Annotated in this window: 20 protein-coding genes; 3 read left to right on the top strand and 17 right to left on the bottom strand. The window is 48.6% G+C overall.

Features of this window, described 5'->3' with window-relative positions; translation table 11 throughout:
* Positions 1–13 precede the first annotated feature (13 nt).
* From ACFQ3J_RS16055 to ACFQ3J_RS16085, 7 genes are all read right to left on the bottom strand, one after another.
* Positions 14–481, bottom strand: coding sequence for a hypothetical protein (locus ACFQ3J_RS16055; RefSeq protein ID WP_251582683.1), 468 nt, complete (start codon positions 479–481; stop codon positions 14–16).
* Between the two features lie 124 nt (positions 482–605).
* Entirely contained in the window at positions 606–746 is a 141-nt protein-coding gene (locus ACFQ3J_RS16060; RefSeq protein ID WP_251582684.1) for a hypothetical protein, read from the bottom strand.
* Between the two features lie 39 nt (positions 747–785).
* Positions 786–1,025 (bottom strand): hypothetical protein, encoded by a 240-nt coding sequence (locus ACFQ3J_RS16065; RefSeq protein ID WP_251582685.1) that lies wholly within the window; start codon positions 1,023–1,025, stop codon positions 786–788.
* A complete protein-coding gene (locus tag ACFQ3J_RS16070) occupies positions 997–1,257 on the bottom strand; it encodes an NUDIX hydrolase (protein WP_251582686.1) in 261 nt (86 codons plus the stop codon). The genes ACFQ3J_RS16065 and ACFQ3J_RS16070 overlap by 29 nt, the downstream gene beginning before the upstream one ends.
* Positions 1,258–1,493: 236 nt before the next feature.
* Complete coding sequence (locus ACFQ3J_RS16075) at positions 1,494–2,654, bottom strand: hypothetical protein (protein WP_251582687.1); 1,161 nt, start codon at positions 2,652–2,654, stop codon at positions 1,494–1,496.
* Entirely contained in the window at positions 2,654–3,466 is an 813-nt protein-coding gene (locus tag ACFQ3J_RS16080) for a hypothetical protein (protein ID WP_091160565.1), read from the bottom strand. Before ACFQ3J_RS16080 ends, ACFQ3J_RS16075 begins: the two co-directional genes overlap by 1 nt.
* Before the next feature lie 4 nt (positions 3,467–3,470).
* Positions 3,471–4,274 carry a lipase family protein gene (locus tag ACFQ3J_RS16085; RefSeq protein ID WP_251582689.1) on the bottom strand — a complete coding sequence of 268 codons (804 nt, stop codon included), beginning with the start codon at positions 4,272–4,274 and terminating at the stop codon, positions 3,471–3,473.
* A gap of 370 nt (positions 4,275–4,644) precedes the next feature.
* Here ACFQ3J_RS16085 and ACFQ3J_RS16090 point away from each other — a divergent pair, with 370 nt between their 5' ends.
* The 3 genes from ACFQ3J_RS16090 (at position 4,645) to ACFQ3J_RS16100 (ending at position 8,459) form a co-directional block, all read left to right on the top strand.
* On the top strand, positions 4,645–5,289 hold the full coding sequence (locus ACFQ3J_RS16090) for a TetR/AcrR family transcriptional regulator (protein ID WP_091160568.1): 645 nt from the start codon (positions 4,645–4,647) through the stop codon (positions 5,287–5,289).
* An 88-nt stretch (positions 5,290–5,377) separates the two neighbouring features.
* Positions 5,378–7,696: an ABC transporter permease gene (locus ACFQ3J_RS16095; protein ID WP_251582691.1), complete on the top strand. Its 2,319-nt coding sequence runs from the start codon at positions 5,378–5,380 to the stop codon at positions 7,694–7,696.
* Positions 7,697–7,700: 4 nt separating this feature from the next.
* Positions 7,701–8,459, top strand: a complete 759-nt coding sequence (locus ACFQ3J_RS16100; protein ID WP_251582693.1) for an ABC transporter ATP-binding protein — start codon at positions 7,701–7,703, stop codon at positions 8,457–8,459.
* 174 nt (positions 8,460–8,633) lie between these two features.
* Here ACFQ3J_RS16100 and ACFQ3J_RS16105 read toward each other — a convergent pair whose 3' ends face one another.
* The 10 genes from ACFQ3J_RS16105 to purQ form a co-directional block, all read right to left on the bottom strand.
* Complete coding sequence (locus tag ACFQ3J_RS16105; RefSeq protein WP_251582789.1) at positions 8,634–9,245, bottom strand: alpha/beta hydrolase; 612 nt, start codon at positions 9,243–9,245, stop codon at positions 8,634–8,636.
* A 14-nt stretch (positions 9,246–9,259) separates the two neighbouring features.
* Entirely contained in the window at positions 9,260–10,210 is a 951-nt protein-coding gene (locus tag ACFQ3J_RS16110) for a ring-cleaving dioxygenase (protein WP_251582695.1), read from the bottom strand.
* Between the two features lie 278 nt (positions 10,211–10,488).
* Positions 10,489–11,763, bottom strand: coding sequence for a phosphoribosylamine--glycine ligase (gene purD / locus ACFQ3J_RS16115; RefSeq protein WP_251582697.1), 1,275 nt, complete (start codon positions 11,761–11,763; stop codon positions 10,489–10,491).
* 113 nt (positions 11,764–11,876) lie between these two features.
* Positions 11,877–13,424: a bifunctional phosphoribosylaminoimidazolecarboxamide formyltransferase/IMP cyclohydrolase gene (gene purH / locus ACFQ3J_RS16120; RefSeq protein ID WP_251582699.1), complete on the bottom strand. Its 1,548-nt coding sequence runs from the start codon at positions 13,422–13,424 to the stop codon at positions 11,877–11,879.
* Between the two features lie 130 nt (positions 13,425–13,554).
* Positions 13,555–14,181, bottom strand: coding sequence for a phosphoribosylglycinamide formyltransferase (gene purN / locus ACFQ3J_RS16125; RefSeq protein WP_251582702.1), 627 nt, complete (start codon positions 14,179–14,181; stop codon positions 13,555–13,557).
* The gene (gene purM, locus ACFQ3J_RS16130) at positions 14,181–15,221 is read right to left on the bottom strand and encodes a phosphoribosylformylglycinamidine cyclo-ligase (RefSeq protein WP_251582790.1); all 1,041 of its coding nucleotides are present in this window, start codon (positions 15,219–15,221) and stop codon (positions 14,181–14,183) included. The genes purN and purM overlap by 1 nt, the downstream gene beginning before the upstream one ends.
* Before the next feature lie 121 nt (positions 15,222–15,342).
* Positions 15,343–15,558: a hypothetical protein gene (locus tag ACFQ3J_RS16135; RefSeq protein WP_251582704.1), complete on the bottom strand. Its 216-nt coding sequence runs from the start codon at positions 15,556–15,558 to the stop codon at positions 15,343–15,345.
* Between the two features lie 184 nt (positions 15,559–15,742).
* Positions 15,743–17,221, bottom strand: coding sequence for an amidophosphoribosyltransferase (gene purF / locus ACFQ3J_RS16140; protein WP_091160580.1), 1,479 nt, complete (start codon positions 17,219–17,221; stop codon positions 15,743–15,745).
* The gene (gene purL / locus ACFQ3J_RS16145; protein WP_251582706.1) at positions 17,206–19,449 is read right to left on the bottom strand and encodes a phosphoribosylformylglycinamidine synthase subunit PurL; all 2,244 of its coding nucleotides are present in this window, start codon (positions 19,447–19,449) and stop codon (positions 17,206–17,208) included. The genes purF and purL overlap by 16 nt, the downstream gene beginning before the upstream one ends.
* On the bottom strand, positions 19,427–20,116 hold the full coding sequence (purQ, locus tag ACFQ3J_RS16150; RefSeq protein WP_251582708.1) for a phosphoribosylformylglycinamidine synthase subunit PurQ: 690 nt from the start codon (positions 20,114–20,116) through the stop codon (positions 19,427–19,429). The genes purL and purQ overlap by 23 nt, the downstream gene beginning before the upstream one ends.
* Positions 20,117–20,118 lie beyond the last annotated feature (2 nt).

Here is a 20,118-nt window from a genome sequence, read left to right on the forward strand (position 1 = left end):
CCCATCATCTCTTTCAGACTTCTTGGCTTGGCTTGCCAGGGTCATAGCTTAAATCCTCTTTCAGCACACAGTAATAATGCCAAACATTGTCCTCCGGCCCGTTCATTATTCTGCGATACACTTTAGATGGAGGATATATCTCATGAGGATACTCTTCTCCATTAATCGACTTGCTCACGACAAGAGCAATTGTATCCTCCGATACACTGCTCAGCTGCCATTCCCCTCCCAAGTGCTTAATCAAGGTCTCTCCCAAATAACCTCCCCAAGCCTTGGACATCTGGATCTTCTCTTGTTCTGAAGGCCCCCTTCTAAACATCTTTCTCACACCTCGGGGCAATTCTTCGTGATATCTTTGCAATATCCCTTCCAGGCTCTTGATGCTATCCTCACTGTAATCAAGCATCACGCCCAGCTTCTCAGCTGACTCAACAGCGTCTTCAGCATAGGCCTTCATCATGACTGCTACGGTCGGCTTCATCTCGTCTCTTCATCCTCTGCCTTAAATTATGTTACAGCCTATTCAAAGCCTGACCACAGCTTGAAAAATCGGCTATACCATTAGACGTTAGGATGAATTAGAAGTTCTGTTAACTCCATCATTTCTAAGTAGAATAATTCCGAGGTGTCCAGAAGGTAGGTCCGTCTCGATCATGCTGCTGACACCACTCCTTGAGCAGCTCTAGACCCGTTAGGATTTGGTGTGCTGCTCTCACATTGTTCTTTGCTTCTTCAAGGATACTCATTTGCCTATCTCCCTCCCTATTCTCAAAAATGGAGTATAGTCATACCACCTCACTAGCTCCTTGATGCTCCGACAGCGATTGATCCGTTCCTTCGTCCTTATATGTAATTCCTCGATCCGCTCTAGCTACCTCTTTAAGTCCATCTTTATAAGAAGGCAATGGCATCAGCTGATCAGCAATGTCGATATCGATCCAGGCAATTTCCCCTATTTCCTCAGGTAAAGTTATTTGCAGTTCTCCTTCAAGCACTTTACAGCGAAAAGTAAAAAAACAGCACATGCTCGTTTCTCTTCTCAATCATACACTCACTTACCGCGACAAGCTCTCCTACCTGTACGGAGAGACCGGTTTCTTCTCTTGCCTCTCTAACCGCAGCTTGCTCCAATGTTTCATGCGCCTCTACTCCGCCGCCAGGCAGTGACCATCGTCCATCATCCATGTTTTGAACCATAAGAACCTTAGAGCAGGTCTCATCCGTAATCAAGGAGTAAACTACATTCGTTCTTTGCACCGCTGATTCCTCTTCTCATAAGTAAAATTAAAAGTATACTCCTATTGTAAATCTAAACTATATTAGGAACAAGTGTTCTTATTTTCAGAAAATAGTTCATGGTCACCTACTCCAGTATGTCCCAAGTTATTCGCATAAAAGAATAAGACACCCTTCCAACTATGCAGAAGAGTGCCTCTGAATTAGATAATACATATACAATGATTAAGTTGATATTCAGTTCAGGTATTTTACAATTACAGTGTGCCGAGCTCAGACCAAGACATGCTAAACGAGTGATTAGCCTGACCTTTGAAGATCATGGAATTACTGTTTGGATCTGCCGTAATGTCTACGATGTATCTCGCCCCGTTCTTATCAAAGCGCTTCACCAGACGACCGTTTGGATCGAATGCCACGACGGCCATTCCTACCCGATTATCTATATAGCTCAGCGGCCAATAAGTATAACCGTCTGATTTAATGATCGGGTATATCGCATTCGGCTGAAGGGTATCCGGAGAAGCCAGGCACGTCGGCTTCAGATCCGATGGAATATGGGGCAGTGTGCTTTCGGGAGCCTTGGCAAGCAGGAAGACCTTGTGCGGTTCAGGAGATTCCGAAGGAGTTTCGTCTTCTGCTGTCCATGATCCACGCTGCTGATCAAGCTGCTTCAGCTCGGCAATGACGCTCTGCAGTGTCACAGCATCGGCCTGTGCTAGAGCCGGCTCTACTGTTTTTTGTAAAATATTCCGCACGATAGCATCACTAATCTCGATATTGCTTTGCTGAAGGGAGTCCAGAGCCTGCTTGATGCTCTTCATGGACTCAACCATGATAACGGCTTTATCGAGAGAGAGCTTCAAAGAAGCGCGCATTTGATCCATTTGATGTATGCCATGCCGCAGCTTGCTTCTTAGGATAGCCCCTTCTATGGCATCGATCGCAAGCCCAATGCCTACAACGACAACCCCTGCAATAACGCCGGCGATCAGTCCGCCTGCAAGTGTTCCCACCGCAATTTCGACGCCGAGGACAGAGCCAAGCACGGTTGCAGCTGTCTCCGCTGCCATGATGCCGGAATCCACCAACACGGCTGTTACTCCCGGAGCAAGATATTGAACGGTGATAAGAAAGCTCGCTACATCCACTAAAATATTGGTGATCCCTACAGCCGTATCGCCTGTTGAGACGTCTTGTGCCGCTCCGCTTGCCTGCAGAATATCAAAGCTCGTAATATCAGGAACAGCCAAACCATGCTGTGTATATAATTCCGCGATTTTAGCATTAATCTCCTGGCTCAATTCCGTAAATTGAGCATAGTTATTTTTTATCTGATTCAAGAAGTTCTGTGTATCCGAGGACAGCTCAATCAGTCTCGCCTGCCGTTTATCATTGTCTGGAAAAAAGATCGACATTAATTCGTATCCTCATTTGTCCAGGATTTACGGTCAGCGTCCAGCCCACTTAGTTCAGCATTGACCGTATCAAGCGTAATGGCCTGTGCTCTTTGCACACTTGGCTGCACGTCTTTCGTAATCAGATTGGTTATGATCTGCTCATTCAGTTCAATGCCTGCACCTGTAATTGCATCCAGCGTCGTCTTCACGGATTGAATGGAGTTTTTCAGCTCTTTGGTCTGATCAAGTGACATCTTTGCCGTTTGTCTCATCGGGTAAATCTGATGGAGTCCTGTTCTTAATTTGTCCTTAGCAATGGAGCCTTCAATAGCATCGATCCCGAGGTCAATTCCAGCAACTGCAACGCCTCCGGCGATCCCCCCAAGAATACTTCCTGCCAGGTCTCCCGCTGTAATCTCCACTTCTCTGTCGATAAGCGGTACAGTGAATTTGGTCAAGACCTTGGCCGCAGTCTCCTCTGTCATAAGTCCTGCGCGAACCAGCATCTTGGTAGCTGCTGGGGCTAAATATTTAACAGAACCAATAAATCCGGCTACATCGACAATCACTTCAGCAATCGCAACAACCGTTTCCTCCGTGTTAATATCCGTAGAAGGATCTGCCTGCTTGATGACATTAATTTGACTAATATCCGGTTTCTGCAGCCCCGCTTCCTGATATACACTTACGATTTGAGCATTGACTTGACTGCACAGCGCTCTAAACTCGTTGTAATTCGCTGTTGCATCATATAAGAAATTTTCAGTATCCGTAGCGAGCTCAATCAATCTTCTCTTTCTATTGTCGTTATCTGGATAAAAAATCGGCATAATATTATCCCACCTTCTCAATTTTTGGTTTTGAATCATTAGGGTACTGAGCAATACATGTTAAGTACGTATCCATCTTGTGATACTCGGCCAATCCGCGTCCGCTCCCCGGTATGTTCAAGGAGTTGACCTGGATGCCGACTTCTGGCTGAACGAATCCAAGCTCACTGGCAGGCAGCTTAGGAACAATATCCGGCGCATTATATATACGCCATGTATTGGACACGGCCTGCTCGTAGGCTGATGTAAAGGCCTTATCGCCAACCATTGGGGAACCAAAGGTATATACCTCTGTCTCTATCCCGTAAAAGGCTGCCGTGTAGGCCGTCAGCACAGTCAATGCTCCCCCAAGGCTATGCCCCGCAACAGTCAGGCTACCTGCTTGTAAGTTCTCAATATACTCTGTCATGAGCATGGATTTATCTTCTTCGCACAAGTGGACCTTGAGAGAGCGGTACATTCTGGAGAAGCCCTCTTCCACCTTGCCTACTCCTCCAGGTTCGGTGTAGGACAGCAGGAAGAATTCAAAATCATCAATCCACTCCAGTTCTGTCTCCGTCCCCCGATACACAATCCCCTTGTAAGAGGGGTCGGTCAGGGATTCAATAACGCACCCAATCCATTCTTCTGAATGCCATTTGAACAGGGAAGGCTCGATCGAGATCCTTGCGATGACCTTCCAGTTCGCAGGCAGTTCAATCTCGAGCATCGCTTTCGCATCACTGGCTGTTCGATCTGCTCTATAGACTGATTTAATGATGCTTCCCCATCTCATCGCCTCTTCGCGGTTAAACGCCGTGCTACACATAACCGGGATCTCCAATATGAGCTTCAATAAGCTGAACAACAATTACAGGAATGGAACAAATGAGCATCCGTATGATCTACATCCTTTCTGATCTCAGATAACTTCTTGACATCTCTCATCTTACAGATCGGCTCTAAATTTACGTTCAAGCCAATCTAAAGAATTGTTAAAGAAACGCTAAAGATAAATAAAAAAAGGCGACTCTAGGTGAAACATCTCCGACACTTCCTAATGAATGTGATCTAAATGATATGGTCCGTTTTGTTATTTTTATGTAAAACCTCACTCCATTCTATTGCTTGAAAAAAAATACCATGATATGATTTAACCGACAGGCAGTCGGTCATTAAATATGAAGGAGGATCCATTGATGAGGATTGTCAAAACAGCCGAAGAACGGAGAAAGGAAATCATTGATGCGGCAGAAGAATTATTCAGCCAGCGAGGATTTAACGGAACGAGCACAAACGATATTCTCGAAAAGGTCGGCATTGCCCGGGGAACGCTGTATCATCACTTCAAGTCAAAAGAAGACATCATGAATGCGCTGGTCGAACGGTACAGCTGCCTTCTTCTAAGCGCTGCACAACAAGTCGCTGCAGACAGGAGCATTCCGGTCGTCGAACGCATCATCCGTACCGTAATGGCGCTCAATTTGAGCGGAGGCAGTACTGAAGAAATGATGGAGCATATCCACAAACCGGAGAATGCACTAATGCATCAGAAGATTCACAAAGTCATCATTAATGGCGTGACACCGATCATGACGGAAATGATCCGCGAGGGCATCCAGCAGGGATTGTTCAGCACCCCATTCCCGTATGAATGTATGGAGATGATCGTGATTTATGCGAACACCGTTTTTGATGAGGACATGGTTGAAATGACTAGCGAGGAGCGGGCTGCACGTATACATGCGTTTATATTCAACGCAGAAAGGATGCTCGGTGCCGAGAGCGGCAGTCTAATGAGCGTGATGCGAATGTTTGGCGGCGAAGATGAAACAAAACAATGAATAACCTAAACCATTTGTAAAATAGCTGGATTGATCCAATATTTAATTTGCCCGAATCGTTATTTAACTTGCAGAACAGAGGTGGCTTATGTATTTGAGAATCATCCGAAATGACATTTCAAAGAGCAAGGCGATTACGCTCACAACCACACTATTTGTCGCCGCGGCAGCTGCGCTTGTTTCACTTGCCGCCATACTTATTGTCAATCTATCAGGTTCGCTGGGTACGCTGATGTCGCAAGCCGAAACTCCGCATTTTATGCAGATGCATTCTGGTGATATAGATATGAAGAGACTTACAGCCTTTGCGGAGCAGGACGAGCACGTCGATGAGTTTCAAGTCATTGATTTTCTTAACATGGACGGCGCGCAGATCCAGTTAGGCGATGAATCACTGGCGAATAGCGTCCAGGACAACGGCTTCAGCACCCAGAGCGAAGCATTCGATTATCTTCTCGATCTTCACGGGGATATCATTACCGTTACGGACGGAGAGCTCTACGTACCGATCAGCTATATGAGAGACAGCGGCGTGAAGGTTGGCGATCAGGCTGTAATCAGCGGGAAGGAGCTTACCATTGCAGGCTTTCTCCGCGATTCGCAGATGAATTCCTCACTCTCCGGTTCCAAACGGTTTCTTGTGAGCGAACATGATTTCGCGGAGATAAAAAAATATGGCAGCACGGAGTATCTTATCGAGTTCAGATTAAAGGATTTGTCTGCGCTCTCTTCGTTTGAAGCCGCTTATGCCGCGGCAGGACTGGAAGCGAACGGGCCAACGGTTACCTATTCCCTATTCAAAATGATGAATGCTCTCTCAGACGGGATGATGATTGGAATTATTCTTCTGATCAGCATTCTTGTCGTCGCTATTGCGTGGATGTGCATTCGCTTTACGCTCCTCGCCAAGATCGAAGACGATTACCGTGAAATCGGCGTCATGAAAGCGATAGGAATGCGCATCTCCGATATCAAAAGGATCTACCTTGCAAAATACACACTCATTGCTGCAGCAGGCAGCCTTCTCGGCTTTGTCCTTTCGCTGCTATCTAAGGGCATGCTGCTTGAAAATATACGGCTGTATATGGGAGAAAGCGATAATTCGGCAGATGCGTTCCTTTTTGGAATCATCGGCATATTGCTTGTATTCCTTGTCATTGTGACTTATGTCAGCATGGTGCTGAACCGTTTCCGAAAAATATCAGCTGCAGATGCAATTCGATTCGGCGTCTCACAGGACACCAAGACCGGTGCCAAGCGCTTTACTCTGAACCAAAGCCGGCTATGGAACACCAATATATTTCTCGGCTTAAAAGATGTGCTTGCTAGAAAAAAACTGTACATCACCATGCTTGCGGTACTGGTTATCTCTTCGTTTATCCTGATTGTGCCGCAGAATCTCTACAACACGATCTCTGCCAGAAGCTTCACCAGCTACATGGGCATCGGAAACTACGATATGCGCATTGACATACAGCAAGCCGCCGATATGTCCGATTTGTCTGACAAAATTGCAAGTACGATGCACAGCGACAGTGCGATCTCCAAATATGCCGTGCTGACAACAAAGACTTTTCAGACAAGAACAAAAGAAGGAACAGAAGAGAATATCAAAGTTGAACTCGGTGACCATTCAATATTCCCTGTTACTTATACCGAGGGCAGAGCACCAGCTGTAGAAAATGAAATTGCACTATCGACCTTAAACGCCGAGGAAATGGGCAAAAAGCTCGGAGATCCGCTAACCCTGGTCATCAATGGTGAAAAAGCAGATTTGACCGTGACAGGGATCTATTCCGACATCACCAACGGCGGCAAGACCGCAAAGGCCGTATTCACCGACAGTTCGGTGCCCATCATGTGGAGCATGATCTGTGCCGAGCTCATAGACAAGAGCGTTACGGACCATAAGGTATCGGAGTATGCTGCCAAATTTAAACAGGCCAAAGTTACAGACATTGATGAATACGTTACACAAACATTCGGTTCAACCATAAGCTCTGTCGAAAAAGCCTCCTATGCCGCAGCATTTGCAGCCCTGATCGTCATCGTACTGATCACTCTTATATTTATGAAGCTGCTTGTTGCCAAGGACCGGTATTCCATAGCTGTTATGAAAGCATTGGGTTTTACAAACTCGGATATAAAAGCGCAATATGTCGTACGATCGGCATTTGTTCTTATTGTCGGCATTACTCTCGGCACGCTTCTTGCGAACACACTCGGAGAGCTGCTTGCAGGTGCGGCGATCTCTTCCTTCGGAGCATCGACGTTTCATTTTACCGTCGATCCGATTTCGGCTTATCTGCTTAGTCCGCTGATGATGATGATTACGGTCCTGATTGCGACCATTATCGGCACATCGGGTGCTGATCGAATCCAAATTTATGAGAATATAAAGGGGTAGGCATATGAAGAAGATAATCATTGGTGAGCAAATCGTCAAATCATTTGGTGAAGACGGTGATAAACGCCATGTTCTCGATAGCGTGTCCGTTAATATCGGCGAGGATGAATTTGTTGCAATTATGGGACCTTCTGGCTCGGGGAAATCGACACTATTATTTGCGCTGAGTGGAACGGATGCTGTGAATGGCGGCAAGGTTATCTTTGACGGCATGGATTTATCTGCAGCCTCTGAGGATGAGCTTGCAGATCTTCGCCGAACCCGAATGGGATTTATATTTCAGCAGCCGACCATGCTGAGAAATCTGAATATACTCGACAACATCATTTTGCCGTCTATGCGCGGTAACCGAAAAAACGCCGCTGCCATTTCGGTAAAGGCGAAGGCGCTGATGGCAAGAGCAGGCATTGCAGAGCTTGAGAACAGGGACATCACACAGCTGTCAGGAGGCCAGCTCCAGCGGGCGGGCATCTGCCGTGCCTTGATGTCGAGTCCGAAAATCATCTTTGGTGACGAGCCTACAGGGGCGCTAAATTCCAAAACTGCCCAGGAGATTATGGATATCTTTTCTGAAATAAACAGAGAAGGAACAGCGGTTATGCTGGTCACTCATGATGCGAAGGTTGCGGCGAGAGCGGAACGAATCTTGTTCATGCGGGACGGCAAAATATTAAGCGAGCTGAAGCTTCCGAAGTATAACAGAACAGATCTGGACAGCAGGGCCTTGAATGTAATGAAAAACATGCAGGAAATCGGTATTTAAGTGAACAAGATTGGTGTTTCCACTTAAATGCGTAAAGGCAAATAGAAGCAACCCGCCATGCTAATTTAATTTAGCCGAAGCGGGTTGCTTTTTCTCTCATATGACTTTAAATTAGGTCAGATCTAATGAATCGGTAATCCCCGATACTACATCATTGTTTATTCGATTAACACTTTACGCCTTGAATTGGGTCTTGAACCAGGCAGCTGCAGCAATGACCTCGCTGCGGCTCAGCTGATGGCCGTTATTCTCCCAGTGCACAGTCACATCAGCACCTGCGCCGGATAGGAGCTCTTCAAGCTCTTCCGATTCCTGCGGGGCACACATCGGGTCGTTTTTTCCTGCTGCAATAAATACCGGAGAACCTGCCAAATCCGGAAGTACAACGTCCCGAAGAGGTACCATTGGATGATGCAATATCGCTCCACGCAGCGAGTCCGCGTAATGGAACAGCAGGCTGCCTGCGATATTGGCACCGTTAGAGTAGCCGATGGCAACGATATTGCGGCGGTCAAAGCCGTACTGCTCAGCCGCTTCATCCAGGAACTCATGCAGCTCCCGTGTACGGAAGATCAGATCCTCTATATCAAATACTCCTTCAGCCAGACGGCGGAAAAATCGGGGCATACCGTGTTCACTTACGTTCCCTCTCACTCCAAGTACATTGGACTCCGGAGATACCAGTTCAGCAAGCGGAAGTAGATCGGTTTCTGTCCCCCCTGTGCCGTGGAGCAATAGGATGGTTGGAGCTGACGGGTTGCTGCCTTCACGATATACATGCTTCATACGTAAGTTTATTTTCATACAGTTGTTCCTCCTTTAATTTCACGAACAGTGACGTCTGGTAAATTCTCTTCAATGGCTTCACGGTGAGGCTCATACCAGGATGGAAGCATAATCTTCTCACCCAGTTTATCAGGTGATTCGTCATTTGCGAACCCAGGAGGGTCTGTAGCGATCTCAAACAATATGCCGCCTGGTTCTCTAAGATATACAGCATTGAAATATTGGCGGTCAATAATGCCTGTCGGATGAAGTCCGGCCTCTACGGCCATGTTCCGCCAAGCTTCATGCTCTTCAAAATCTTTGGCACGCCAGGCAATATGATGGACTGTTCCGGAGCCGGCGCGTCCAGGAGCCATTTTTAATTTATTGATATCAATAATATTACCCAGATTTCCTGTTCCCTCAAAACGGACCCATCCATCTTCTTCGGCTACTTTAGTCAGACCAAGGAAATTCTCAAGCACCCGAATCGTTTGCTCTGGAGCAAGACTATACAGTACGGAACCGCCAAAGCCTTTGATCGCCTTATCTGACGGAATTCCGTTGAAGGACCAGGTATTCAAATCCCCCGACTCACGCTCCACAAGCTCAAGGACAAGTCCCGCGTTATCCAGAAACCGAATGTAGGTCTCGCCAAATCGATGCTTCTCTTCAAATCGGATACTATAAGAGGTGAGTCTTTCCTTCCAGAAATCCATGCTGCCCGGTGGAATCGCATATACGGTTACTCCGGTCTGCCCGCCTCCGACAACGCCCTTCCGTGCGCCAGCCTGTGGGAAGAAGGTAATGATCGTACCTGGACTTCCTTTCTCATCACCGAAGTAGAAATGATATACTTCCGGTGCATCGAAGTTAATGGTTTTCTTCACCAAGCGTAGACCGAGCACACCTGCATAAAAATCGACATTCCGCTGAGCATCGCTCACAAAAGCGGTAATATGGTGAATACCTGCGGTTTGTAGCATGGTACTTTCCTCCACTCCATTTTTAAATTTGGGGTTATACATTTCCAATCTATATCTGAGCTTCTGATCTTTGTAAAAAACATCTTAATTCATAATATCTTAAATTAAATATATTTCTATGTCCTTATAATAAACCCTCGACAGCGATTTCGCAAGAGGTGATTTCTATTGTTTTCCAATACAAAAAACGGCCTCTTTTATATTATGGACATTGTTCATTCCAGCATACAAAAAAGCCGTTTTTGTTTTAAGAATTATAGTACATGCATGTCGTAATGCTAGACTAGTGCTTTTGCCGCAATATCCGTCCGCTGATGCTTTCCTTCAAAATGAATGCGTTCTGCTGCCGCATATGCTTCAGCCCTTGCTTCTTCAATGGTCGCACCACGTCCTACTATGCCCAGCACACGGCCGCCATTCGTCACCCATTCTCCTGTCTCATTCTTAGCCGTTCCCGCATGGAACACAAGCGCACTCTCATCCTTAGATACCTCGGTTAGCCCAGAAATAACAATGCCTTTGGGATAGGACGCCGGGTAACCGCCCGAGGCCTGGATAACACATACTGCCGCTTCATCGCTCCACTCAATATCCAGTTCAGCCAGCGTACCGTTAACAGCTGCCAGGAAGATCTCCAGCAAATCTGTCTTCAGCCTAGGAAGTACAACCTGCGTTTCCGGATCTCCAAAACGTGCATTAAACTCTACTGTCTTTGGCGTACCATCTGGAGATATCATCAGCCCTGCGAACAGCACACCGCGGAATGGACGGCCTTCTTCTACCATCGCCTTTGCCGTAGGAACGACAATGGTTTCAATTGCCTTGTCAATAATGGCTTGGTCAATATGAGGAAGTGGAGAATAGGTTCCCATTCCGCCTGTATTTGGACCTTTATCTTCATCATACACTGGCTTGTGGTCCTGTGCTGCCGGCATGCAGCGTACCGTTTCTCCATCTACAAATGCAAGAATGGACATTTCCTGTCCTTCCAGAAACTCTTCAATAACGACTTGAGTACCCGCATCGCCAAATACCTTGTCCAGCATCATGCTGCGTAGAGCTGCTTCCGCTTCTTCCATCGTATAAGCAACAGTCACTCCTTTGCCTGCCGCAAGTCCATCAGCCTTAATGACGATCGGTGCTGTGCGTGAGCGCAGATAAACAAGCGCCTGTTCATAGTCATCGAATTTCTCGTAGGCTGCAGTAGGAATGCTGTATTTCCGCAGCAAATCCTTCATGAACGTTTTGCTGCCTTCGATTTCTGCTGCATTTTTACGCGGTCCGAATACAGGAATGTCCTTCGCTTCGAATGCATCGACAATTCCGTCTGCCAAAGGATCATCCGGTCCAACGACGACCAGCCCGATTTCTTTTTCCAGTGCAAAAGCTGTCAATTGTTCAAACTCGCTGACTGCAATCGGCACACACTCCGCGATTTGACCGATGCCTGCATTTCCCGGTGCACAGTAGATCTTGTCAGCCTTTTCCGATTTCGACAAAGCCCATACGATCGCATGCTCGCGGCCGCCGCCGCCAATGACGAGAATATCCATAATTTCCTCCTTAGGATCAGATCACGCTTCACCTGAATCTCCGTTCAATTCCCCTTTTTGAATCTGTGCGAATAACGCTCTGCTCCTTAACACGATATTTATTTATCTTTTTATTAGTGTTTAAAATGACGTACGCCGGTGAATACCATCGCAATGCCATGCTCATTCGCTGCCTTGATGGATTCCTCGTCTTTAATTGATCCGCCAGGCTGAATAATGGCTGTAATGCCGTGCTTCGCAGCGAGTTCCACCGTATCGCCCATTGGGAAGAAAGCATCCGATGCAAGCGCCGCCCCTTTGGCTTTGTCTCCCGCTTGCTCAAGCGCAATCTTGGCTGCACCGACACGATTCATCTGACCCGCGCCTACGCCCACGGTCATATCATCCGCTGCAAGCACGATGGCATTGGATTTCACATGTTTAACCACTTTCCAGCCAAAGAGCAGCTGCTTCATTTCTTCAGCAGAAGGCGCACGATCCGTTACGACCTGAAGATCACCTTCATCAATGGAGTGAACATCGCTTTGCTGAACGACCATCCCGCCGTCGATGGAAGTGACCACAAACTGGCTGGTGCGCTCCTTCGCAGAGCCGAGCTCGCCCATTTTCAGCAAACGGATATTTTTCTTTTTCGTCAAAATCGCAAGTGCCTCTGGAGTAAAATCTGGAGCAAGAACAATCTCTAGGAAGATCTCGCTGAGCCTTACTGCCGTATCACTGTCGATCGTCCGGTTAGCCGCAACAATGCCGCCAAAGATGGAGGTCGGATCTGCATTGTAGGCTTTCATGTAAGCTTCGTAGATGTTCTCACCTGTACCTACTCCGCAAGGATTCATATGCTTAACTGCCACGACAGCCGGCGCATCAAATTCCTTCACGATCTGCAGTGCCGCATTGGCATCATTGATGTTGTTATAGGACAGCTCTTTGCCGTGCAGCTGCTCCGCTGTCGTCAGCGTACCGTTCGGTGCGAGCGGTTTGCGGTAGAAGGCTGCCTGCTGATGTGGGTTTTCCCCATAGCGGAGGTCCTGGATCTTCTCATAAGTCACCGTGTAGCGCTCTGGAAGTGGATCTCCGTTGACATTGGACAAATAATCAGAAATGAGGGCATCGTAAGCCGCCGTGTGACGGAAAACTTTTGCCGCAAGCTGTTTACGAGTTGCAAGTGTCGTATCGCCGCCTTCACGAACTTCAGCAAGCACCTGCTCATAGTCGGCTGCATCGACAACAACACTGACAAAAGCATGGTTTTTCGCTGCAGAACGAAGCATGGTCGGACCGCCGATATCAATATTTTCGATCGCATCCTCGTAAGAAACACCCGGTTTGGCAACCGTCTCCTGGAATGGATACAGGTTTACGACAACGAGATCGATATAATCCAAGCCCAGATCTTTCATCTGCTGCTGATGCTCCGCGTTGTCTCTAACCGCCAGCAGTCCGCTGTGCACAGCAGGATGCAATGTCTTGACACGTCCGTCCATAATTTCCGGGAAACCGGTTACGTCTGAAATCCCGATGACAGGAACGCCTTCGTTCGACAGCAGGCTGCTAGTTCCTCCTGTCGAGATAATTTCCACACCCAAATTAGACAGCTCACGGCAAAAATCCACGATACCCGTTTTATCCGAAACGCTAACCAGCGCTCTTTTAATACCCACGATTAAGCTCCTCCTCTTGTTCATCCCATTTTGGTGCTATAAATTGTTGTTTTATTTCCCGAGAAATATCATATCTTGCAGCGAACAAATGAGTTATATCGCAAAATGTTACTTTTACAAGTCTCGCCTATTACTTTCTGACATCATTCTCAGCAATCGTAACTTGGCGTCCATCCAGCGTGACAAGTCCTTTGGTGAACCAGGATACGACCTCCGGATACAGTTCGCGCTCGAGTTCATGAATCGAAGCAGCAAGTGTCTCTGTTGTATCTTCCGGCGAAACCATAATGGCTCTCTGGGCTATAATAGCTCCCGTGTCCATTCCTCCGTCCACAAAGTGCACCGTTATTCCCGTCATCTTTACACCGTAATCCAGAGCTTGTCCGATGGCATCCTTGCCTGGAAACGCAGGCAGCAATGAAGGATGAATGTTAATCAGCCTGCCTGCATAACGGTCAACGACAACAGAAGTTAAGAGTCTCATATAACCGGCAAGAACAACAAGATCAATATTCCGTTCTTCAAGCTTGGCTACAATCTCCTGCTCGTAGGCTTCCCTTGAAGCATATTCTTTGGGATTAAACACATGGCATTCAATACCAGCGGCTGTTGCCTTCTCCACCACAGGAGCCTGCGGTCGATCACTGACTAACAGCTCAATCGTTGCATCCAGCTTACCGCTCGCTGCAGCATCCACCAAAGCCTGAAAATTGCTGCCCTGTCCTGAAGCAAACACGGCAATACGATAGCCAGACATTAGACTTCCACTCCTGTAAATGTCACAATTCCGCTGCCTTCTGTTACGCGGCCGATGGTATAAGCCTCCTCGCTATTCGCACGAAGGGTTTCAAGCGTTTTTGCTGCATCTGCATCACTCACAACAAGGACAAGACCTATGCCCATATTAAACGTCGTAAACATATCGCGATTGGAGATGCTGCCTTTGTCCTGCATAAGCTCGAAGATCGGCAGAACAGGCCAGGAGCCATGATCGATTTCCACATTCACGCCTTCAGGAAGCATCCGCGGGATGTTCTCGATGAATCCACCGCCTGTGATATGCGCCATGCCTTTCACTTTTACTTCATCAAGAAGTGCAAGGACTGGCTTCACATAAATCTTGGTCGGCGTAAGCAGTGTACCGCCCAGTGTTCCGCCAAGCTCTGCAATCTCATCCTGCAAGCTGTATCCAGACTGCTCCAGCAGCAATTTGCGGACCAGAGAGAAGCCGTTGCTGTGTACCCCGCTTGAAGCAAGTCCAATGACTGTGTCTCCAGGCGAAATGTTGCTGCCGTTAATGATCTTGGCTTTATCTACAACACCTACCGTGAAACCGGCAATATCGTATTCCCCTTCACTGTACATGCCCGGCATTTCCGCTGTTTCACCACCGATCAGCGCAGCACCTGCCTGATGACAACCCTCTGCAATACCGGCTACAATGGCTTCGATCTTGTCAGGTACGACTTTGTCGCATGCCAGATAGTCGAGGAAGAACAATGGTTCTGCACCTTGTACAACGATGTCATTCACACACATTGCTACTGCATCAATGCCGATCGTATCATGCTGATCCATGGCAAATGCGATCTTCAGCTTCGTTCCGACCCCATCTGTGCCAGACACTAATACCGGCTCATCGTATTTATCCTTGTTCAATCCGAACAAGGCTCCGAATCCGCCAAGATCGGTCATGACTTCAGGGCGAAATGTCCGTTTTACGTGTTTCTTCATTTTCTCAACCGCTTCGTTGCCTGCCGCGATATCTACGCCTGCATTTTTATAAGCCTCTGACAACTTGGTCACCGTCCCTCAAATATAAATTCACCCTCCTAAATCCTCCCTGACAGGGAGGACCCCAAAGAGGCCGCGGCCCCTCTGGACACCCGCAAAATTGGATTCGCGGACCGGAGTTTGGTTAGATCCTGCTATGGTTACTGTCGTGCTGGGATTCGCTTTCGTCTTTCAGACACGCTCTACTGCTTGGCGCTGCGCGCGATGCTTCACCAGAGCTTACCCACTGTTTGCCTGCGGCAAATGCGTGGGGCTCACGGTGAAGCTCTCCTCCACGCGGCGCGTGGCTGCTCCGCTGGACTTCCCGCTGTTTGCCTTCGGCAAATGTGCTGGGGTCCACTGCGGAGCCTTTAGCGCTGCGCGCTGGCTTTGCCGGAGCTCTCGCTGTCTGCCTTTGGCAGAATGCGCTAAGGCTCCAGGGCGAAGCAACTCCACGCGGCGCGCGGCTGCTCCATCAGAGCTATCCCCTGTTTGCTTCACAAATGTGGGGCGGCTCTTTATGGAGCATTGAATTCTGCGGCGAATTAACAGCCGCAGCCCGCCTTCGCATCCTTGAAGTCCAGCGTCGTTGGGTAGTCATTATCGAAACAGGCGAGGCATAAGCCGCCTTTATATGCATCCTGATGATTGCCTTCTATAGAAGAGATCAGACCTTCCGGACTGAGGAATGACAGAGAGTCTGCATTGATCTCTCTGCATATCTCCTCAATCGATTTGGAAGAAGCAATCAGTTCATCCCGGTTCGGGGTATCAATCCCGTAGAAGCACGGATTCTTGAACGGCGGTGAAGTAATGCGTACGTGCACCTCGGTAGCTCCTGCATCACGGAGCATATTCACGATCCGGCGCGATGTCGTACCGCGCACGATGGAATCGTCAATCATGACAACGCGTTTGCCTTCCACTACCCGGCGCACCGCACTCAGCTTCATCTTCACTCCCTGCTCACGCAGCTCCTGACTTGGCTGAATAAAGGTACGGCCTGTGTATTTGTTCTTAATCATCCCCAGCTCATACGGAATGCCCGTCTGCTCCGCATAGCCTATTGCCGCGGAAATACTTGAATCCGGAACACCCGTTACCACATCGGCATCGACAAACGATTCAATCGCAAGCCGGCTTCCCATCCGCTTCCGCGCACTATGCTGATTCGCTCCGTTCATATCACTATCCGGACGAGCGAAATAGATATATTCCATAGCACACAGCGCTTTGCGGTGTTTTTTCTCCTCAAAACGGTCCTCATGCAGACCTTCACTATCGAGCACCAGCATTTCTCCCGGCTCAATGTCCCGAATCAGCTCGGCACCGATCGTCTCCAATGCACAAGTTTCTGATGCAAAAATATAAGCATCGCCTAATTTGCCCATCGTCAGCGGACGCAGTCCATGTGCGTCTGACGCAACGATTAGCCGATCGTTCGTCATGATCAGGAAGGCGTATCCCCCGACGATCCGGCGAAATGCGTCTTTTGCCGCCTCTACCAGATCCTTTGGAGAACGGGCGATTAAATGCGCAATAACCTCGGTATCACTCGTCGTTTGAAAGATCGATCCGCTTTGCTCCAGCTCCTTGCGGATCTCTGGTGCATTCACGATATTTCCGTTTGTCGCAACAGCGAGATCCCCGTCACGGTACTTAAACACGAGCGGCTGTGCATTCGTCAGCTTGCTGTCGCCGCTGGTTGAATAGCGCACGTGACCAATGGAGATATCTCCGGACAGGGAGGCCATAAGATCCTTCGTAAATACCTCTTTGACGAGTCCCATCCCGCGGTGATAATGGAATTCGCTGCCGTCACTGACACACATTCCGGCACTTTCCTCGCCGCGATGCTGCAGCGCATGCAGTCCATAATAGGACAAGGAGGCAGCGTCGGGGTGTCTATACACCCCGAACACCCCGCACTCCTCTTTCAATTTATCGAACAGTCCCTCTTTGCCCGAACCCTCGTTGTAGTAATCGCCGGTCCAAAACTGCGGGGTTTTTACTTCATCAGACATGGAATAACATCCTCCCAGACCTGTTTCAGAACCGCTACCGGTTCGTCCACAGCTGATGTGCCGTTCAACTCCAATTTAAGATTGCTGCCTGTTACTTGTCCGATCACTTGAACAGGAACGCCGCTACTTCTAACGAACGCTTCCAGTTCTTCTGCTTGTGCTTGGTCTGCTGTCAGCAGAATACGGGATTGGCTCTCGCTGAATAGAGCAATATCACCGCGAAGGTCAGTCGCAAAGTTCACGCTGGCACCAATCCCGCCGCTGATACAGCTCTCCGCTAACGCCACGCCAAGACCACCTTCAGACAAGTCATGCGCAGACTGTACAAGACCTTTCTGAATGGCGCCAAGCACCGCTCCCTGCAGCTTCTTCTCCACTTCAAGGTCGAGCTGTGGAGGACGTCCTTCCGTCAAGCCATGAACCGCATATTGGAACTCGCTGCCGCCAAGCTCTGCTTTGGTATCCCCAAGAAGCAGGATAACATCTCCTTCTTTCTTGAAGCCTTGTGTCGTGATGTGGTCCGTATCATGGACAAGTCCGACCATACCGACAACAGGTGTTGGATAAATGGCGCCTTTGGCATTCTCGTTGTACAAGCTCACGTTACCGCCGATAACCGGTGTACCCAGCACAGTACAAGCTTCAGCCATTCCGTCCACCGCTTTTTCCATCTGCCAGAAGATATCCGGCTTCTCCGGCGAACCAAAGTTCAGGTTGTCCGTAATCGCCAGCGGCTCGGCTCCAGAACATACAATGTTTCGCGCAGCTTCGCTGACCGCAATTTTGCCGCCAACTTCTGGATCAAGATACACATAACGACCATTACAGTCCGTTGTCATCGCAAGACCTTTGCGTGTGCCGTGAACCGTCACAACAGCTGCATCCGATCCTGGACGAACGGCAGTGCTGGTCCGCACCATGTAGTCATATTGGTCATACACCCAAGCCTTGCTGGAGACGGTCGGGGAAGACAGCACCTTTTTCAAGGCTCCTGTCAGATCCGACACTTCCTCGTAACGCAGGGTGTCGATTTTCTCGTTTTCAATATAATAAGCAGGAACCGAGGACGGCTTGTTATACACCGGACATTCGTCAACCAATGCCGTTACCGGCATGTCGCCAACGACTTCACCGTGATGGTACAGCTTCAGTCGTCCGTCGTCCGTAACCTTCCCGACTTTTGCACAGATAACGCCCCAACGCTCAAAAATTTCACGTGCTTGTGCTTCGTCTTTAGGCTCAACGACAAACAGCATGCGTTCTTGAGATTCGGACAGCATCATCTCGTATGGAGACATGCCTTGTTCCCGCTGAGGCACTTGGTCCAAATAAAGCTCAAGTCCGTTGCCTGCCTTACTTGCCATCTCCGCACTGGAGCATGTAAGACCCGCAGCACCCATATCTTGAATGCCAAGCACGATGCCTGTATCAATCAGCTCAAGACAAGCTTCCATGACCAGCTTCTCCATGAACGGATCACCAACCTGTACCGCTGTACGCTTGGATTCGGATTCTTCCGTCAGCTCAACTGAAGCAAACGTCGCTCCATGAATACCGTCACGTCCTGTTGGAGGTCCCACGTAAAATACCGGGTTACCTACCCCTTTGGCCACACCGCGCTGAATTTTGTCGTGATCTATCAGACCTACACACATGGCGTTTACCAAAGGATTACCGTCATAGCTCTCATCAAACATAACTTCTCCGCCTACGGTCGGGATTCCGATACAGTTACCATAGCCTGCAATACCGGATACGACGTGCTCGAACAAATACTTCACACGATCGCTTTCAAGCTTACCGAAGCGCAAGGAGTTGAGGGATGCTATCGGTCTTGCACCCATGGAGAAAATGTCGCGGATAATTCCACCGACCCCTGTTGCTGCACCTTGGAAGGGCTCAACCGCGGAAGGATGGTTATGGCTTTCGATCTTGAATACAACCGCTTGGTTATCTCCGATGTCGACGATTCCGGCTCCCTCTCCCGGTCCCATCAGGACACGTTCGCCTGTGGTCGGGAAACGACGCAGCAGCGGCTTGGAGTTCTTGTATGCGCAGTGCTCTGACCACATAACGCTGAATACGCCGATCTCCGTATAGTTCGGCTGACGTCCCATGAACGACACGATCAGGTCATATTCACTGTCAGACACGCCCATTTGCTGATAAAGTTTATGCTCCGCAATCTGTGCTGCGGTTGGTTCTTTAGCGGATACTTGCTGCGTCATGCTGATCCCTCCAGGAGTTCAAAATCGAAGTAAACATGCGTTTACCATCTGTCGTACCAAGCACTTCGTTCACTGCGCGTTCCGGGTGAGGCATCATGCCCACCACGTTGCCGCGCTCATTGCTTACGCCGGCGATGTTATTCAAGGAGCCATTCGGATTGTTCTTATAAGTAAAGACGATTTGATTATTTGCCTTAAGCTTCTCAAGGGTCTCTTCATCACAATAATAGTTTCCTTCCCCATGCGCGACCGGGATAATGATCTCTTCCCCAAGTGCATACTCGCTTGTAAACGGCGTGTTGTTGTTCTCTACTTGAAGTACTGAATCGTGGCATACAAACTTCATACCCGTATTTCTCAGCAATGCGCCAGGGAGAAGCCCGGCTTCCGTTAGGATTTGGAATCCGTTGCAGATCCCGATAATGTATTTTCCTTGCTCCGCAGCCTTGGCTACTTCGTTCATCACAGGAGCAAATCTTGAGATCGCTCCACATCTTAAATAGTCACCGTAAGAGAAGCCGCCGGGAACGATGATGCAGTCATAGGCAGACAGATCTGTTGCCGTATGCCATACATAATCTACAGGCTGTTCAATCGTTTCTTCTACTGCCTTGAAGCAGTCAATATCACAGTTGGATCCAGGAAACACGAGAACTGCAAATTTCATGA

Origin of the sequence: Paenibacillus provencensis, assembly GCF_042678545.1 — a bacterium.
Lineage (GTDB): Bacteria > Bacillota > Bacilli > Paenibacillales > Paenibacillaceae > Paenibacillus > Paenibacillus provencensis.

Coding starts and splice junctions, on each gene's coding strand:
- ACFQ3J_RS16110 (WP_251582695.1), bottom strand. CDS start 10,210: ATGCTACAAACCGCAGGTATTCACCATATTACCGCTTTTGTGAGCGAT.
- purN (WP_251582702.1), bottom strand. CDS start 14,181: ATGTCTGGCTATCGTATTGCCGTGTTTGCTTCAGGACAGGGCAGCAAT.
- ACFQ3J_RS16085 (WP_251582689.1), bottom strand. CDS start 4,274: ATGTGTAGCACGGCGTTTAACCGCGAAGAGGCGATGAGATGGGGAAGC.
- purL (WP_251582706.1), bottom strand. CDS start 19,449: ATGACGCAGCAAGTATCCGCTAAAGAACCAACCGCAGCACAGATTGCG.
- ACFQ3J_RS16055 (WP_251582683.1), bottom strand. CDS start 481: ATGAAGCCGACCGTAGCAGTCATGATGAAGGCCTATGCTGAAGACGCT.
- ACFQ3J_RS16100 (WP_251582693.1), top strand. CDS start 7,701: ATGAAGAAGATAATCATTGGTGAGCAAATCGTCAAATCATTTGGTGAA.
- ACFQ3J_RS16075 (WP_251582687.1), bottom strand. CDS start 2,654: ATGTCGATCTTTTTTCCAGACAATGATAAACGGCAGGCGAGACTGATT.
- purD (WP_251582697.1), bottom strand. CDS start 11,763: ATGGATATTCTCGTCATTGGCGGCGGCGGCCGCGAGCATGCGATCGTA.
- purQ (WP_251582708.1), bottom strand. CDS start 20,116: ATGAAATTTGCAGTTCTCGTGTTTCCTGGATCCAACTGTGATATTGAC.
- purF (WP_091160580.1), bottom strand. CDS start 17,221: ATGTCTGATGAAGTAAAAACCCCGCAGTTTTGGACCGGCGATTACTAC.
- ACFQ3J_RS16095 (WP_251582691.1), top strand. CDS start 5,378: ATGTATTTGAGAATCATCCGAAATGACATTTCAAAGAGCAAGGCGATT.
- ACFQ3J_RS16060 (WP_251582684.1), bottom strand. CDS start 746: ATGAGTATCCTTGAAGAAGCAAAGAACAATGTGAGAGCAGCACACCAA.
- ACFQ3J_RS16105 (WP_251582789.1), bottom strand. CDS start 9,245: ATGAAGCATGTATATCGTGAAGGCAGCAACCCGTCAGCTCCAACCATC.
- ACFQ3J_RS16065 (WP_251582685.1), bottom strand. CDS start 1,025: ATGTGCTGTTTTTTTACTTTTCGCTGTAAAGTGCTTGAAGGAGAACTG.
- ACFQ3J_RS16090 (WP_091160568.1), top strand. CDS start 4,645: ATGAGGATTGTCAAAACAGCCGAAGAACGGAGAAAGGAAATCATTGAT.
- ACFQ3J_RS16080 (WP_091160565.1), bottom strand. CDS start 3,466: ATGCCGATTTTTTATCCAGATAACGACAATAGAAAGAGAAGATTGATT.